The organism is Limnohabitans sp. (genome assembly GCF_044373035.1).
GTDB lineage: Bacteria > Pseudomonadota > Gammaproteobacteria > Burkholderiales > Burkholderiaceae_C > Limnohabitans_A.
This window is the reverse complement of record NZ_JBILQU010000069.1, coordinates 1-16194: the sequence shown is the minus strand read 5'-3', so window position 1 is coordinate 16194 and position 16194 is coordinate 1. Positions and strand designations below refer to the sequence as shown.

Genomic DNA, 16194 nt, shown 5'->3' with positions numbered 1-16194 from the left:
GATGCGAACAACGGACGACGACTGAGCCGTGAGTTCCCAAGGTAGCACCTCTCGCCAGCGGCCCAAGGCAGAGCTCTCGAAGGAAGCGATGAACTTGGACAGTTCGAGAAGCGAGGTCATTTCTGGCGCAAGTGGCTAACGCAATGTAGACCGCAAAACCCGGTTGATACATCCGGGACGTGCCGATACATCCTTTTGATCAATGGGTTGCAAGCCGCATCGGACAGGGCCTTCGCCCCCAATGCCTGAATTTTTGTACAGGTATAAATTCACCATGAAACCCGGCACTCCTTGTTGGTCATCCGCTGAGGTTCGTCAGTCGGCGTCGCGTCAAACTATAACCTTAATGTTTGCATTTTCGAAAGTCGCACCCAGCCAATACAAAATAATTGAGGGCACCCCTGAACCCCAGAGCCTCCAAGCTGGATGTCCACAAAATTGACCCGATCCGCGTGCCCGATAATCCCGACCCATGGCTTTGATCGAAACCCTCTTCCCCCTGGGCTGGCAGCACTACCTGTTGGGTGGCCTGATCATTGGCGCTGGCGTGGCGCTGCTTTATTTGTTCAACGGCTGGGTCGGCGGCATGAGTTCCGTTTTTTCCAGCAGTTGGTCGTTTGTGTCCAAACGGGCGTTTTTTCAGCAAGCGCGTTTTGTCAGCACCCGCAACTGGCGGCTGGTCTACGCGCTGGGCGTGGTGCTGGGCGCGCTGGTCTGGCGCTTTGCGCTGGCGGGTGGTGAGGCGCAGCTCACCAGCGTGCCTGCATGGCAACTGCTGGTGGGCGGGTTTTTGGTGGGCTATGGGGCGCGTTTGGGCAATGGCTGCACCTCGGGGCACGGCATTTGCGGGCTGGGCTCGCTGCAGCTGCCCTCGCTTTTCGCGGTGCTCACCTTCATGGCCACCGCCTTCATGACCGCCAACCTGATGGCCATGGCGACGAAAGGTCTGGCATGAATCCGCACACCCTCACATTCCCCAAAGCGCTGGTCACTTTGCTGGCGGGCGCATTGTTTGGCTTTGGCCTGTCGCTGGCCACCATGGTGCAACCCGAAGTCGTCATCGGCTTTTTGCAGTTCAAGGACTGGGGCCTGATGCTGGTGATGGGTGGCGCTGCGGGCTTGGCCATGTTGGCTTACAAGGGCTTTCCGCGCTGGTTCGGTCGCCCTCTTTTGGGTGGTCAGTTCCTCACCCAGCCTGCCAGCTGGAACCGCCAGACGGTCATCGGCTCGGCCATTTTTGGTATCGGCTGGGGCCTGAGCGGCGTTTGCCCCGGCCCGGCCATTGCGGCTTTGGGCACGGGCAACACCGACATCCTGTGGGCCTTGGGTGGCATCGTGCTGGGCGGGTTGGCCCATGGCCTCACGGCTCGGTATTGACGGCAGCGCTTGCTTTCAGACCCAAACCGGGCCCTCGCAGGTTAGAATAGTGGGCTTGACCTCAGGTCACCCTCCTTTCATTTCAGACCCAATTCCTATGAAAACCGCTCAAGAAATCCGCGTCGGCAACGTCATCATGCACGGCAAAGACCCCATGGTCGTTCTGCGCACCGAATACCAACGCGGCGGCCGCGGCTCGTCCACCGTGCGCATGAAGCTCAAAAGCCTGATCGCCAACTTCGGCACCGAAGTCGTGTTCCGCGCTGACGACAAGATGGACCAGGTCATTCTGGACAAGAAAGACTGCACCTACTCTTACTTCGCTGACCCGATGTACGTTTGCATGGACACCGATTTCAACCAGTACGAAGTCGAAGCCACCAACATGGGCGACGCCCTGAACTACCTCGAAGACGGCATGGAACTCGAAGTGGTGTTCTACAACGACAAGGCCATCTCGGTCGAATTGCCCACCAGCGTGGTGCGCGAAATCACCTGGACCGAGCCCGCCGTCAAAGGCGACACCTCGGGCAAAGTGCTCAAGCCCGCCAAGATCGCCACCGGCTTGGAAGTGCCTGTGCCTTTGTTCGTGAGCCAAGGCGACAAGATCGAAATCGACACCCGCACAGGCGAATACCGCAAGCGCGTCTGATCTTTGGATCATTCCCCGATGAAAGCCCCGCGAGGGGCTTTTTTCATGGTCGTTGGCTTGTCTTGCTGTCGATGCACAATCAGACGCATGCAAAGCACTCAAGACATCAAAGAACCTTCACTCCCCCACGCTTGGGCCGACTTGCTGGCCGAGGCCAAAAGCAGCGACTGGCTGGAGCCCGAGGCGCACCGCCTGGCCTTTGCCGACCCCGAGTTTTTGCTGCGCCGCGAAACCCGGGGCATCCGCTTTCAGCTGGAAATGCTCAAACCCGACCTGGCCCAGGCCGAAGCGGGCATCGAGCACACGGTGGTGGTGTTTGGCAGTGCCCGCTTTGTGGACCGGGCAGCCGCCCAAGTCCAACTGCAGATCGCGCAGCAAAGTGGCCAGGCGCAAGACATCGCCAAAGCCCAAGCCCTGGTTCGCAACGCCGAGCATTACGAAAACGCCCGTGTCTTTGCACAAATGGTGTCCCGGGCATGTTCTTGCCTGCCCAACGATGAAAAGCTGTTCATCTGCACCGGCGGCGGCCCCGGCATCATGGAGGCGGCCAACCGGGGTGCACAAGAGGCCGGCGCACCTTCGGTGGCGCTCAACATCGCCCTGCCCCACGAGCAACACCCCAACCCTTATGTCACGCCCGAACTGAGCTTCAAGTTCCATTACTTCGCACTGCGAAAAATGCACTTCATGATGCGGGCCAAGGCCTTGGTCGCGTTTCCGGGTGGCTTTGGCACGCTCGACGAATTGTTCGAGGTAATGACGCTGGTGCAAACGCGCAAAGCCCGGCCGGTGCCGATCTTGCTGTTTGGCACCACGTTCTGGAAAGGCCTGATCAACATGGATGTGTTGATTGAAGAGGGCACGATCTCGGCGAGTGACCTGAACTTATTCCACTACGTCGACACGCCCGAGGCGGCCTGGCAAGCCATTTGCGACTTTTATCAGCTCAAAGTGTCGTGAGTTTTGTGAGCTGGCCCCGGCCGCAAATGCCAAGCCCCCCGGGCCCCTGAGCCCACCGCTGCGCCCACCACCCAAAACAAGGGGGCCACGCCCACCACGGCACCCAGCGTGCCAAACAGCATGGGCATCAGCACACTCGACGCGTTGATGCTCATCAGGCGCAGGCCCAGTGCCTCGCCTTGCCGATGCGGCGGGGTGATTTGGTGCAAGGTGCTCATGATCATCGGCTGCACCGTGCCCAGCACCAGGCCCAGCAACACCGAGCAAACACCCATGGCCCCAGCACTGGGCATGAGCGGGTAGATCGCAAACAACAAAGCCGTGCACACCATCGCCCCACTGATGACTTGGTGCTCTTTGACGTGCCGCGCAATGAAGGGCAAACACACACGGATAAAAGCCGCCGCCAAGGCAAAAGCGCCCAAGATAGAACCCACCACCGAAGCGCTGTAACCGCGCTCATGGCCCAGCACCGGCACCACAAAGGTATGCACATCCCAGCACGAAGACAGCACCCAGTTGACGGCCAACAAACGCCGCATCATGGGTTCGGCCAGCAAATCCAAGGCGCGCCTGGCTTGGGTGTTGGACAGATCCGGCGACAAGGCCAGTTCGGGCACCTTGCGCACGCAAAACCAAGTCACCAGCGGAAAAACCGCCATCAACAAAAAGGCCCACTGGTAACCCGACACATGCCCAGCTTCGGGCCCTGAAAAATCGATCAACAAGCCCGCCAACACCGGGCCCACAAAGTTCGACACCGCCGGGCCCAAAGACAACCAACTGAAGGCCACTTTGAGCTCGGCCGGGTCTTTGGCCATGCGGCCCACATGCCGCTGCAAAGCGATCACGGCCATGCCGGTGGCGCCGCCTGCGGCCAAGGCACTGACACACATGACCGGAAAAACCGGCCAAACCGCCGACAGCAACACACCCGATGCAGCCAACGCCACGCTGATGCGCATGATTTTTTGCAAGCCCTTGCGGTCGCTGTAGCGCCCAGCAGGCAAGGCCAAAAACATCGGGGCCAAGGCAAACAACGCCAACAAGGCCCCGACCGCTACAGCGCTGAAACCTTGTTGCAGCGCCAGCAAAGGCGTGGCCATTCGCGCGCCGGCCATGCAGGCATGCAAGAACATCTGGCCTGCGATCAGGCGGGCCAGATCAGGGTTCACTGCGCACCTTCTTGCAGTCCTTCATCCGTGCCTGGCAACAGGGCTTGCGCCTGCGACTCGGGCAGCGCGTCCACCTGCCGCAAAGCGCGGCTCATGACGTTGCTGCGGGTCTGGGCTTGGTCCAGGGTGTTGAGCACGGTTTGGGTCTGGTTGCGCACCTTGTCCAGCACGTCGCCAAACTTGCCAAACTCGGTCTTCACCGCACCCAGCACCTGCCAGACCTCACTGGAACGCTTTTCCAGGGCCAGCGTGCGAAAGCCCATTTGCAGGGCGTTGAGCATGGCCATCAAATTGGTCGGGCCCGCCAGCGTGACACGATGGTCGCGCTGCAGGGTTTCCATCAAACCTGGGCGGCGCAGGACTTCGGCGTACAGGCCTTCGGTGGGCAAGAACATCACCGCAAAGTCGGTGGTGTGCGGAGGCTCCAGGTACTTTTCGGCAATCGATTTGGCTTCGAGTTTGATGCGGTTTTCCAGCGCTTTGGCGCACAGCTCGGCTTGAAGCGGGTCGGCGCGGCTTTGCGCCTCCAACAGGCGCTCGTAGTCCTCGTTGGGAAACTTGGCGTCAATCGGCAACCAAACGGGCTGGCCGCTGTCCGAGCGGCCCGGCAAGCGGATCGCAAAGTCCACCCGGTTTTTGTCGCCGGGGCGCGTGGCCACTTGCACGGCGTATTGCTCAGGCGTGAGCACTTGTTCGAGCAGCGACGCCAATTGCGCCTCGCCAAACATGCCCCGTGTTTTGACATTGGTCAGCAGGTGCTTGAGGTCGCCCACGCCTTGCGCCAGGGTGTGCATTTCACCCAGTCCTTTATGCACCTGCTCCAAGCGATCGGCCACTTGCTTGAAGCTCTCGCCCAGTCGGGCTTGCAGCGTGGCCTGGAGTTTTTCGTCCACGGTCTGGCGCATTTCGTCGAGTTTGGCGGCGTTGCTTTGCTGCAGCTGGGCCAGCTGGGTTTCCATGGTGCCGCGCATCTCGGTCAGGCGGCGGGCATTGGCTTCTGACAGCGCATTGACTTGTTGGGCCAGGCTGTCGGTCAGGCTTTTTTGCAGCACGGCCAGTTGCTGGGCGAGTGCGTCGATTTGTTGGTTTTGCGTGCGGGTGGCCTCGGCGCTTTGTTGCAAAAGTGATTGCTGGAACAGCGTGAGCGTGTGCGTGGCCTCTTGCCGACCCTGCACGCCGGACTGGCTGATTTCGGTGCGCAGCTCGCGCTCCAGGCGCTCCGCTTGCGCCTGCGCAGCAGCAAACTGTTGCTGCTGCCACGCGGTCTGCATCGAGGCTTGTGCGGCGGTCTGCTCGGTGGTTTTTTCTGCCAGAAGTTGTGCCATTCGCTCGGCCTGCGCCTCGGGCGACACCCGAGAACGCAGCAGTAAAAACACCAGCACCAGCAGGTTCAGCCCGCCCAGAGCCAGCAGCAACCACTCATTCATGCAGGCGCGCCAGGCAAAGTGTTCAGCGGTGTCAAAGCTTGGCCACGGGTGAGGTAAGCCACCAAATTATCAGCGGCCAATTGCGCCATGGCCATGCGGGTTTTGACCGTGCTGCTGGCGATGTGGGGCGTGAGCACCACATTGGACACCTTGAGCAAGTCCGGGTGCACCGAGGGCTCGCCCTCAAACACATCGATGCCGGCTGCAGCAATTTGGCGCGCGGCCAGGGCTTTGGCCAAGGCCGCGTCGTCCACAATGCCGCCGCGTGCGATGTTGACCAGCGTGGCCGTGGGCTTCATCTGCGCCAACTCGGCCGCGCCAATCGTGTGGTGCGACTCGGCGCTGTAGGGCACGACCAGCACCACATGGTCAGCGGTCTGCAGTAATTCTTGCTTGCCCACATAAGTGGCCTTGCACCGGGCTTCGAGCTCAGCGCTCAGGCGCGAGCGGTTGTGATAAATCACGTTCATGCCAAAGCCATGCGCGGCGCGGCGGGCAATGCCTTGGCCGATGCGGCCCATGCCGATGATGCCAATCGTTGAGCCGTGCACCTCAGCCCCAGCAAACATGTCGTAGCTCCACTTTTTCCAAAGGTCAGCACGCAGGTAATGCTCGCTCTCGGTGATGCGACGGGCGGTGGCCATGAGCAAGGCAAAGCCAAAGTCGGCGGTGGTTTCGGTCAGCACATCCGGCGTATTGCTGGCTTGCACGCCCGCAGCGGTCATGGCGGGCACGTCAAAGTTGTTGAAGCCCACGGCCATGTTGGCCACGATGCGCAACTGCGGATTGGCCTGCAGCAGCGCCGCGTCGATGCGCTCGCTGCCGGTGGTCAGGGCCCCCACTTTGCCTTGCATGCGACGGGTCAGCTCAGCAGCAGACCAGACCTCATCGGCCTGGTTGCTCTCGACTTCAAACACCTGCGCCAAAGACTGCAGGACCTCGGGAAAGATGGCGCGGGCCACCAAAATAGAAGGTTTGGACATCATTGGAACCAGATGAAACTCATGATGACGAACAGGGGCACCAAAATGCCGCCCGACCAGAGCATGTAACCAAAGAAGCTGGGCATTTTCACGCCACGGTCTTCGGCAATGGCTTTGACCATCAGGTTGGGCGCATTGCCAATGTAGGTGTTGGCCCCCATGAACACGGCACCTGCCGAGATGGCCGCCAAAGTCGGGGCCAAGGTGGTCATCAAGACCTGCGGGTCACCGCCAGCGGTGTTGAAGAACACCAGATAAGTGGGCGCATTGTCGAGGAATGAACTCAATGCGCCCGTGATCCAGAAGTACATCATCACGTCGGGGCTGCCATCGGGCTGGGTCACCGCTTGAACCACTGCGCCAAATGGGCCATTCACACCCGCCTTGAGCATGGCAATCACCGGGATGATGGTCAGGAAAATGCCGGCAAACAATTTGGCCACTTCGGCCATGGGGGCCCAGCCAAACTGGTTGTCAGCGTGCACTTTGGCGGGGGTGATCTGGAGGGACAAGAAAGTCACGGCCACCAGGCCCAGATCACGCACCACACCCGGCAAACCGACTTCTGTGCCGTAGATGTTGAAAGACACCGGCGACTTCCAGAAACCGCTCATCAGCACCAAGCCCACCACAACGGCCAACAGAGCGAAGTTGATGCCCCCATCAAAACCGATGGACTTGGAGTCGGGCGTGGGGTCTTGAGGTGCGACCTCTTCACGGCGGTTGTAATACCAGCTGTCCAGGAAATAGAAAATGGTCAGCAAGCTGCCCAACATGAACAGGGTTTCGGGAAAGATGTGCTTCAAAGTCCAGAAGAAATCCACGCCCTTCAAAAAGCCCAAGAAAAGTGGTGGATCGCCCAAGGGGGTCAGCGAGCCACCGGCATTGGAGACGATGAAGATGAAGAACACCACCACATGCGCCACGTGTTTGCGGTTGTCGTTGGCGCGGATCAGGGGCCGAATCAGCAGCATTGAAGCGCCGGTGGTGCCCATGAAGCTGGCCAGCACCGCACCGATGGCCAGGATGGCCGTGTTCAGGCCCGGGCTGCCATGCAAGTTGCCCCGAATGAAAATACCGCCCGACACCGTGAACAGTGCCGTGAGCAAAATGATGAAGGGGATGTATTCGGCAAACAGCGCATGCACCATGTTCACGCCAGCCATGGCTGGCCCAAACATCACGGCAAAAGGCACCAAAAATGCCAAACCCCAAGCCGCAGCGACTTTGCCGTAATGGTGGTGCCAAAAATGCGGCGCCAGCAAAGGCATCAAGGCGATAGACAGCAAAATGCCAGCGAATGGCACGCCCCAAATCACCGTCAACTGCGAACCGTCAAAATCGGCAGCCCAAGCCCCTCCCGACATGGCCAACAACGCTGGCAAAGCCAGCCAATTGGTCCATCGTGTCCCCAAAAGCTTCATGATGCAAATCTCCAATTGAATGAAACTGATATTAGCGGTGAAAGGTCCCGCATCAGGCGCCGGGTGCGACCTCAAACACCTGACGCAAGTAAGCCAAGTATTTTTCATCATCACACATGCCCTTGCCCGGCGAATCGGACAGCTTGGCCACAGGCTGGCCGTTGCAACGGGTCATCTTGATCACGATTTGCAGCGGCTCGTACCCTAGGTCGTTGGTCAAATTGGTGCCCACACCAAAAGCCAATTGACAGCGCCCCCGGAATTGCTCGAACAGCTCGATGGTGCGGGGAATGGTCAGGCCGTCACTGAAGATCAGCGTCTTGGTTTTGGGGTCCACCCGGTTGTGCTGGTAGTGCGCGATCATGCGCTCGGCCCAGCTGAACGGGTCACCGCTGTCGTGGCGTGCGCCGTCAAACAGCTTGCAAAAATACAGGTCAAAGTCGCGCAAGAAAGCGTTGAAGCCGTACACATCGCTTAAAGCGATGCCCAAGTCACCACGGTACTCCTTGGCCCAGGACTCAAAGGCAAAAATCTGGCTGTCGCGCAAACGAGGCCCCAGCGCCTGGCAGGCTTGCAAATACTCGTGCGCCATGGTGCCCAGCGGCGTCAGGCCCAGCAAATAGGCGTAATACACGTTGCTGGTGCCTGCAAACTGGCCGCTGGGGCCGGTGCCCAAACGGGCGGACAGCACGCGCAGCACCTCTTCATGCCAGGCGCGTGAAAAACGTCGGCGTGTGCCGTAGTCCGCAATCTTGAGGGTTTCAAGGCCAGTGGCCTGCAGCTGGGCGATTTTGGTGTCCAGTCGGCGGCGGCCTTCCAGCAGGTCGGGCACTTTCTGGGTGTTGCGGAAGAACACCTCGTTGACGATGGCCAGCACCGGGATCTCGAACAAAATCGTGTGCAGCCAGGGGCCTTGGATGGTGATGTCGATCTCACCCGATGGCAAAGGCGTGACTTCAATGTACTTTTCGTTGAGCTTGAACAGGCCCAAAAAATCAACAAAGTCACTCTTGATGAAGCGCATGGAGCGCAGGTACTGCAGCTCCCCTTCTTTGAAATTGAGGCTGCAAAGAGAGCGAATTTCTTCGCTGATTTCTTTGACAAACGGGGCCAAGGGCACACCCGGGTTGCGGCACTTGAACTTGTATTCAACCTGCGCACCCGGAAACTGGTGCAGCACGACCTGCATCATGGTGAATTTGTACAGGTCGGTGTCGAGCAGGCTGGTGATGATCATGGTGTGTTGTCTCTGGCGGCTGAGGCCGCTCGTTGTTGTGGGGCAGTGTAAGGGATGCCCACGCCCGTCAAGCGGGGCTCATGCCGCCGAGCCCATGCGCCCACTCGTCAGCACCAGCACCCGCTGCGCATACTGGGCCAAGATTTTTTTTGCTCGGCCAGCAGCAACCGTCATGAAAGGAAACGACTCAAACGACCCAGTGCGTGAAGTCTTGCGAAGGCACCCGTGTGGTCTGAAAGGTGTTGACCAAGGCCGCCTCGTCGGCATAGCCCAGCGACATGCCGCAAACCACCATTTCGTTCTCACCCGCACCCACCAGCGGCAAGATGATTTTGGAAAAACCATTCCAAGCCGCTTGCGGGCAGGTGTGCAGGCCGCGCGAACGTGCCGCCACCATGATGCTTTGCAGGAACATGCCATAGTCGAGCAAGCTGCCCCGGCCCATCACCTTGTCGATGGTGAAGATCAAACCTACGGGGGCATCAAAGAAACGGAAGTTCTTTTGGTGCTGCGCATGCATCAGGGCCTTGTCGCCCTTGCCAATGCCCAGCACGCCATACAGGCCAAAACCGCATTCGCGGCGGCGGTCGATGTAGGGGCTGACCCATTTTTCGGGGTAATAGTCGTAAGACTCGGCGTAGTCTGCGGCCAACGCTGGGTTGGCGCTGATGGCATCGTGCGCGGCGCAGGTTTTGGTCACCAGCTCGTCGCGCTTGGCGCCTTGCAGCACATACACCTTCCAGGGCTGGGTGTTGGTGCCGCTGGGCGCGCGGGCGGCAATGCTCAGCACCTCTTGCAACACGCTGCGGTCCACCGCTTGGGGCAAATAGGCGCGGGCCGAAAAGCGGCTCAGGATGGCGGCGTCCACGCTGGCCGGATCGCTCACGCGGGTGCTGACCTGGGGTCTGATGTCCGAAATGCTCACGTCAATGTCTCCAAATATGCTTTGAGTGGGGCGGGCAAGGGCACGGGGCGGCGGGTTACGTGGTCCACATACACATGCACAAAGTGGCCCCGGGCGGCAGTCAATTCTGCGCCTTGCGCGAACAGCCCCACCTCGTAGCGCACGCTGGACGTGCCCAGCTTGGCCACACGGATGCCCGCGTCAACCGTTTGCGGGAACGCCAGTGGCGCAAAGTAAAAACACTGGGTTTCCACCACCAGGCCAATGGTGCTGCCCCCGTGGATGTCCAGCACGCCATGCTCTATCAGCGTGGCATTCACGGCGGTGTCGAACCAGCTGTAGTACACCACGTTGTTCACATGGCCGTAGACGTCGTTGTCCATCCAGCGGGTGCTGATGGGGCGAAACGCCTTGTAGCTGCTGCGGGCGTCGGCTTGGGGTTTGACTGCGGGCGAATCGGGGGTGTTCATCGCCCGAGATTGTGCCAGCGTTGCCACAACTGCCAGTAGGCCAAAGCCACTCCCCAAGTCTGCACTTGCACCTGCACCGTGGTCTCGATGTCGTGCCCATACCCCCCGCCCATGCACAACACCACCGGCAGCCTGCGCTGCCAGGCCCAGTCCATCACCAACCGGTCCCGTGCCTGCATGCCATCGACCGTCAATTTGAGCCGCCCCAGCCGATCGCCCTCATGCGGATCGGCCCCGGCCAGGTAAATCACCAGTTGGGGGTCAAAGCGGTCTTGCAGGCTTTGCAAGGCCTGGTGCAAGGCGGCCAGATAAGGCTCGTCGGTGCAACCGTCGGGCAGGCCCACATCCAGGTCGCTGGGTTCCTTGCGAAAGGGGAAGTTCTTTTCGCCATGCACTGACAACGTGAACACGCTCGGGTCGCCTGCAAAAATATGCGCCGTGCCATTGCCTTGGTGCACGTCCAGGTCGATCACCGCCACCTTCATCTGTTGGCGGTGGTGCCGCCAAGCCTCGGCCTGCATCAGGCGGGCCGTCACCGCAATGTCGTTGAACACACAAAAGCCTCCGCCTTTGTGCGCATAGGCGTGGTGCGTGCCCCCTGCCAGATTGCCCGCCACCCCGTGGACCAAGGCCTCGCGGGCAGCGGCCACGGTGGCCCCCACCGAACGGCGCGCCCGCTCGGCCATGGCCAGGCTCCAAGGAAAACCAATCTCGCGCTGCAAGGCGGGCTCCAGACCACCCGAGGTCACGCCTTGGATGTAAGCGGGTGTGTGCGCCAGCGCCAGCTCGCCGTCGCTGGCGGCCGGGGCTTCGCGCATGACCACGGCGGGCAGCTCTTGCGTCAGGCGGTCTCGCAGTCGGCTGTATTTGCGCATCGGGAAGCGGTGGCCTTCGGGCAAGGGCAAAACAAAGTGGTCGGCGTAATAAGCGTGCATGGTTTGATTCTGAGCAAAGCGATTCTAGAAAACCCTCTCTAAACTGAGCCACGTGTGGGCCCATCCCCTTGCAATACTCGGTAGTAACCCTATAATTCAACTCATGCTGCACTGCAACAAAGTTGTATGGCCCCGGCCAGTTAAGGCGCAGTCTTATTGAAACCGAACTTTTATCTGGAGCCCCTCATGATGACACCCGAACAAATCGCCGCCTCGCACAAAGCCAACGTGGAAACCCTGTTTGGCCTGACCGCCAAAGCCTTCGAAGGCGTGGAAAAAATGGTTGAACTGAACCTGAGCGTGGCCAAGGCCGCTCTGGACGATTCCGCCAACAACACCCAGGCCGCCCTGAGCGTGAAAGACGCCCAAGAGCTGCTGGCCATGCAAGCCAACCTGTTCCAGCCCCTGGCTGAGAAGACGGCCGCGTACAGCCGCCACCTGTACGACATCGCGTCGGGCACAGGCAGCGAGTTCACCAAGGCCTTTGAAGCCCAAAGCGCCGCTGCACAAAAGCAGTTCGCCACTTTGGTGGACAGCGCCGCCCAAAACGCGCCTGCCGGTTCCGAGCAAGCCGTGGCCATGATGAAGGGTGCCGTGACCGCCGCCAACACCGCTTTCGAATCGGTGCAAAAAGCCGTCAAGCAAGCCACCGACATGGCCGAAACGAACCTGGCTGCTGTGACCCAAACCGCTGCGCCCAAGGCCGCCAAGAAGAAGTGATTTTCTCGGCAGACCGGTTTTGCAAGTTCCGGCCTGTCGTTTTGCAAGTTGTCTCCTCGGATCTCTTTGAATTTCGTCTGGGAAACAGGGATCCCTTCCAGGGCCGATCGCAAGATCGGCCTTTTTTTTGGCTGCGCACCGACATCGCCTGGGCTTTCCCCCGGGAATAATCGGGGACCCAACGCAAATCACCGCCCCTGTTCAAACTGGACCATGCGCGCTTTCAATGTGGGCAAAGCCGCCCGCATCGCGACCCGCCCCGCTTCAATCGCGCGCAAACGGGCGCTGAAATCGGCACTTTTGACACCCGACAAAGCGGGCCGGATCACCACATCGGCCTCTTTGAGCGCCAGGGTGTTGATGCTTTTGCCCATGATGGCAAAGGTCTGCATCAAGATCTGGAAAGTGTCGCCGTAAGGGTTGCCCTCCGGGTCGCTGGAAATGTCCACCGCAATCACAAAGTTGGCCCCCATCTCACGCGCCTGACGCACCGGCACTGGAGAGACCAAGCCCCCATCCACATATTCACGGTCGCCCAGGCGCACCGGCTGGAACACCGCGGGCACCGCACTCGAAGCCCGCACTGCCGCCCCTGTGTTGCCCCGGCGGAAGGTGATGGCTTGGCCACTGCCCAGATCGGTGGCCACGATGCCCAGCGGAATTTGCATCTGCTCCAATGTTTTGCCGCCCACCTGTGTGTTCACGTATTTGGCCAAGGCCTCGCCCCGTAAAGCGCCCCGATTCAAAATCGGCAGCATCCAGTCGGTGATCTCGGCCTCCTGCATGGACTCGGCCACGCGCACCAATTCCACGGGGGTTTTGCCGCTGGCATACAAGGCTGCCACCAAACTCCCCGCCGAAGTGCCCGCCACATGGCTGGGCCTGAGTCCGGCCTCCTCCAGCACCTGAATCACGCCCACATGGGCAAAACCGCGAGCAGCGCCACCCCCAAGGGCCAAGCCCAAACGCAGTTCGCGCGGTTCGGCCGTGGGCGGCAAGCTGGGTTCTTGCGGCTTGCTGGTCTGCAAGCTGCCGCAGGCCGATAACACGACCGCTGTCAGCACCCAAGCACCACACATTCCAGCGCGCCTGAGCCAGCCACCCCACACAGCCCGACCGGCTGGCCTGCCGGCCCGTGAATCAATCCCCTGCATTGTTTGCATGTATTCCCCAAATCTTATTGATAATGATTCGCATTTGAATTACACTGAGCACTTCTTCAACCCACCAACCCCTGCACCATGACATTTTCCCAATCCGTATTGAGCATTGCCTGCCTGATGACCGCCACCGCCAGCTTGGCCCAAGACAAAGTCCTGAACATCTATTCCGCCCGTCACTACCCCAGCGACGAAGTGATGTACAGCGAATTCACCAAAGCCACAGGCATCAAAATCAACCGCGTGGATGCCGACGATGCCGGTATTCTCGCCCGCCTCAAAGCCGAAGGTGCTGCATCACCCGCCGAGGTGATTTTGCTGGTAGACGCTGCACGTCTTTGGCGCGCCGAAGTCGATGGTTTGTTTTTACCCATCAAATCCAAACTCCTGGAAGACGCCATCCCCGCCAACTTGCGCGCCAAACCGGCTGACAACGGCGGCACAGCTTGGTTTGGCCTGTCCACCCGCGCACGCGTGATGGTCTATGACAAGGTCAAATTCAACAAATCCGATGTGGACACCTATGAAAAACTGGCCGATCCGAAATTCAAAGGCAGCTTGTGTATTCGCAGCGGCTCACACCCCTACAACCTGAGTCTTTTTGGGGCTTTGACAGAGCACCTGGGCCCGCAAAAAACAGAAGCCTGGGCCAAAAGCTTGGTCGACAACATGGCACGCAGCCCCAAAGGCGGCGACACCGACCAAGTCCGAGGCGTGGCCTCGGGTGAATGCGGCGTGGCCGTCACCAACAGCTATTACCTGGCGCGCCTGATGCGCTCGTCCAAACCCGAAGACCGCGCCGTTGCCGAAAAAGTGGGCGTGGTCTTCCCCAACCAAAGCAGCTGGGGCACCCACATGAACGTGGCCGGTGGCGCCGTGGCCCGCCATGCCAAAAACACCGACAACGCCATCAAGTTCCTCGAATACCTGGCCAGCCCAGCGGCACAAAACCACTTTGCCAACGGCAACAACGAGTGGCCAGCGGCCAAAGGCGTGAGCTTTGACAACCCGGCCCTCAAAGCCATGACCGGCGGCAGTTTCAAAAGCGAGTTACTGCCGATCAGCGCCGTGGGCATGAACCAGATCAAGGTGCAGCAAATGCTGGACCGGGTGGGCTTCAAGTAAGGCCGCGCTCAAGCGCTGCCGCAAGAGCCAAAGTTACGCGGCTACAACAGTCGTGCGCGAATCCGAGTCATCAGGTCCATGCGCTCATGCAAGACGGCCAACACCAGAGCCGGTTGGCCAGTCCGCAATACGCAAAACACAAAGTGACTGCCTGCAGCCTTCACACGCAAGCCAGGCAAAACGTCACTCCACTCTTTGAATACGCCTTGGCCCAGCGCAAGATCCGTCGCCGCCTCGTCCATCAAACGGGCGTAAGCTTGAGCCTGAGCTGCGCCCCACTGTCGGGCGGTGTAGCGCACAATCTCGCGAAGTTCAGCCTCTGCTTCGCGCACATACACAAAAGGGCGGCTCACACAGCACCCAGTTCGCGCAACGTCTCCTCGGCAATTTGTGTGGCGCTCAATGCCGAAACATCACCTACTTGAGAACTGGCCAGACGGTGTTGAAGCAGCGACTTCAAGGTCTGCATGGCCTGCTGCTCATCCGAGGGGAAAAGACGCTCCAACGTGTACTGCTTGATGCTCTTGCCCTCCAGAGCAGCCAAGGCCTTCAGAGCCTGGTGCTGCTGGTCTGAGACATCAATGGTCAGGCGGCTCATGTCAGGCTCCAGTTAGTCAGTGATAAAAGACACAGTTTGCCACAAATGTGGGTTTGTGCGTCCTGAACACTGGCTTGAGACACAGCAGTGGAGGAAGGGACATGAGCAGCAGAACAGATGCACAAGGTCGGAATGACGGCATCAAGCTGCCGATGCGGCAGACGCCCGCAAGCCCCCACTGAGCACCCCGAACACCGAAAGCGCCAATGCCACGCAGGCACCACTGGGCGCATCAAGCACCCATGAAGCTAACATCCCCAAAGCACTGGCCAGCGCTGCACCGAGGCCTGCCAGCCAAGCCGACACACCCGCGCGCTGCCACAGTGCGGGCGCGATCAAGGCGGCAAACACCACAAACAAACCCAGCACCGGCACGACCAGACTGGCCACCAGCGCAAAGCCCGGGTAAAACACCGCATCACGCTGCATCCAACGGTGCGATGCAGCCACCACCAAAGCGCATGCGCTCAGCACCATCACTTGGGGCCAGCTGACCCACAGCACATCGGCCGCCAGCAGCTGGCCCAAACGTTCGCGGCCATGCGGGTCTTGCCCGGCTCCCAACAAAGCCAAGCTGGCCCCCGAGACGTAAAGCAAACCAATCAGGGCTTCGCGCTGCTGCGGCCAACGGCGCGACAGCCAGGCCACCGCCGACGCGCACGACATGGCGCCTGTGGTGGCCATGGCCTGGGTGGTCCAGGCATTGGGGTGATCGACCACCGCCGCCACCCACAAAGCAGCCGCGGCGGCCGCTTGCGCCACTGCCAGGTCGATGAACACCACGCCCCGCGCCAACACCTGCGTGCCTAGAGGTGCCAAGGCCATCAGGCCAATAGCCAGCGCAAGGGCAGGTGGCAGCCACCAAGGCAAGGCCGTCATCAAGCCGTCAAGTCTCATATGCCGTTCCAATGGATAGGTTTCAAGGCTGCGGTGCCGCTGCCCCACATGGACAAGACAAAAGACAGAACAATCATTTTCCAATGCCAACCCATGTGATGGATGACGGCATAAATCCGAGCGCTGTTCTGCTGACCACAGCGCCAGTCT

The 16194-nt window shown here is 60.2% G+C and carries 18 protein-coding genes; 6 read left to right on the top strand and 12 right to left on the bottom strand.

All coding sequences use genetic code 11. The features are described 5' to 3' along the window. Window positions 1–472: 472 nt before the first annotated feature. The 4 genes from ACIQ47_RS10860 to ACIQ47_RS10845 all read left to right on the top strand — a co-directional run bounded on the left by ACIQ47_RS10860 (window position 473) and on the right by ACIQ47_RS10845 (window position 2989). Window positions 473–955: a YeeE/YedE family protein gene (locus ACIQ47_RS10860; RefSeq protein WP_396438139.1), complete on the top strand. Its 483-nt coding sequence runs from the start codon at window positions 473–475 to the stop codon at window positions 953–955. Further along, on the top strand, window positions 952–1377 hold the full coding sequence (locus tag ACIQ47_RS10855) for a DUF6691 family protein (RefSeq protein ID WP_396438138.1): 426 nt from the start codon (window positions 952–954) through the stop codon (window positions 1375–1377). The genes ACIQ47_RS10860 and ACIQ47_RS10855 overlap by 4 nt, the downstream gene beginning before the upstream one ends. A gap of 97 nt (window positions 1378–1474) precedes the next feature. Next, on the top strand, window positions 1475–2029 hold the full coding sequence (gene efp / locus ACIQ47_RS10850) for an elongation factor P (RefSeq protein WP_296291604.1): 555 nt from the start codon (window positions 1475–1477) through the stop codon (window positions 2027–2029). A gap of 87 nt (window positions 2030–2116) precedes the next feature. Beyond that, window positions 2117–2989, top strand: coding sequence for a TIGR00730 family Rossman fold protein (locus ACIQ47_RS10845; protein ID WP_396438137.1), 873 nt, complete (start codon window positions 2117–2119; stop codon window positions 2987–2989). Here ACIQ47_RS10845 and ACIQ47_RS10840 read toward each other — a convergent pair. The 8 genes from ACIQ47_RS10840 to ACIQ47_RS10805 form a co-directional block, all read right to left on the bottom strand. Continuing rightward, window positions 2971–4164, bottom strand: a complete 1194-nt coding sequence (locus ACIQ47_RS10840; protein ID WP_396438136.1) for an MFS transporter — start codon at window positions 4162–4164, stop codon at window positions 2971–2973. The genes ACIQ47_RS10845 and ACIQ47_RS10840 overlap by 19 nt on opposite strands. Next, a complete protein-coding gene (gene rmuC / locus ACIQ47_RS10835) occupies window positions 4161–5591 on the bottom strand; it encodes a DNA recombination protein RmuC (protein ID WP_396438135.1) in 1431 nt (476 codons plus the stop codon). Before rmuC ends, ACIQ47_RS10840 begins: the two co-directional genes overlap by 4 nt. Continuing rightward, the gene (locus ACIQ47_RS10830) at window positions 5588–6574 is read right to left on the bottom strand and encodes a 2-hydroxyacid dehydrogenase (RefSeq protein WP_396438134.1); all 987 of its coding nucleotides are present in this window, start codon (window positions 6572–6574) and stop codon (window positions 5588–5590) included. The genes rmuC and ACIQ47_RS10830 overlap by 4 nt, the downstream gene beginning before the upstream one ends. Beyond that, entirely contained in the window at window positions 6574–7998 is a 1425-nt protein-coding gene (locus ACIQ47_RS10825) for a sodium:proton antiporter (RefSeq protein ID WP_396438133.1), read from the bottom strand. The genes ACIQ47_RS10830 and ACIQ47_RS10825 overlap by 1 nt, the downstream gene beginning before the upstream one ends. A gap of 52 nt (window positions 7999–8050) precedes the next feature. Further along, a complete protein-coding gene (gene pncB, locus ACIQ47_RS10820) occupies window positions 8051–9235 on the bottom strand; it encodes a nicotinate phosphoribosyltransferase (RefSeq protein ID WP_396438132.1) in 1185 nt (394 codons plus the stop codon). Window positions 9236–9422: 187 nt separating this feature from the next. After that, window positions 9423–10160: a nitroreductase gene (locus tag ACIQ47_RS10815; RefSeq protein ID WP_396438131.1), complete on the bottom strand. Its 738-nt coding sequence runs from the start codon at window positions 10158–10160 to the stop codon at window positions 9423–9425. Then, window positions 10157–10609: an acyl-CoA thioesterase gene (locus ACIQ47_RS10810; protein WP_396438130.1), complete on the bottom strand. Its 453-nt coding sequence runs from the start codon at window positions 10607–10609 to the stop codon at window positions 10157–10159. Before ACIQ47_RS10810 ends, ACIQ47_RS10815 begins: the two co-directional genes overlap by 4 nt. Further along, window positions 10606–11544, bottom strand: a complete 939-nt coding sequence (locus ACIQ47_RS10805) for a histone deacetylase (RefSeq protein ID WP_396438129.1) — start codon at window positions 11542–11544, stop codon at window positions 10606–10608. The genes ACIQ47_RS10810 and ACIQ47_RS10805 overlap by 4 nt, the downstream gene beginning before the upstream one ends. A gap of 186 nt (window positions 11545–11730) precedes the next feature. Between ACIQ47_RS10805 and phaP the strand changes: the two genes are divergently transcribed. Beyond that, on the top strand, window positions 11731–12264 hold the full coding sequence (phaP, locus tag ACIQ47_RS10800; protein WP_396438128.1) for a TIGR01841 family phasin: 534 nt from the start codon (window positions 11731–11733) through the stop codon (window positions 12262–12264). A 188-nt stretch (window positions 12265–12452) separates the two neighbouring features. Here phaP and ACIQ47_RS10795 read toward each other — a convergent pair whose 3' ends face one another. Continuing rightward, window positions 12453–13343 carry a patatin-like phospholipase family protein gene (locus ACIQ47_RS10795; protein ID WP_396438127.1) on the bottom strand — a complete coding sequence of 297 codons (891 nt, stop codon included), beginning with the start codon at window positions 13341–13343 and terminating at the stop codon, window positions 12453–12455. A gap of 162 nt (window positions 13344–13505) precedes the next feature. Between ACIQ47_RS10795 and ACIQ47_RS10790 the strand changes: the two genes are divergently transcribed. Next, entirely contained in the window at window positions 13506–14549 is a 1044-nt protein-coding gene (locus tag ACIQ47_RS10790) for an extracellular solute-binding protein (protein WP_396438126.1), read from the top strand. 41 nt (window positions 14550–14590) lie between these two features. Here the strand turns inward: ACIQ47_RS10790 and ACIQ47_RS10785 are convergent, their stop codons facing one another. The 3 genes from ACIQ47_RS10785 to ACIQ47_RS10775 form a co-directional block, all read right to left on the bottom strand. Then, entirely contained in the window at window positions 14591–14902 is a 312-nt protein-coding gene (locus ACIQ47_RS10785) for a type II toxin-antitoxin system RelE/ParE family toxin (protein ID WP_396438125.1), read from the bottom strand. Then, window positions 14899–15147 carry an antitoxin gene (locus ACIQ47_RS10780; protein WP_396438124.1) on the bottom strand — a complete coding sequence of 83 codons (249 nt, stop codon included), beginning with the start codon at window positions 15145–15147 and terminating at the stop codon, window positions 14899–14901. Before ACIQ47_RS10780 ends, ACIQ47_RS10785 begins: the two co-directional genes overlap by 4 nt. 141 nt (window positions 15148–15288) lie before the next feature. Further along, on the bottom strand, window positions 15289–16044 hold the full coding sequence (locus tag ACIQ47_RS10775) for a metal ABC transporter permease (RefSeq protein WP_396438123.1): 756 nt from the start codon (window positions 16042–16044) through the stop codon (window positions 15289–15291). Between the last annotated feature and the right edge of the window lie 150 nt (window positions 16045–16194).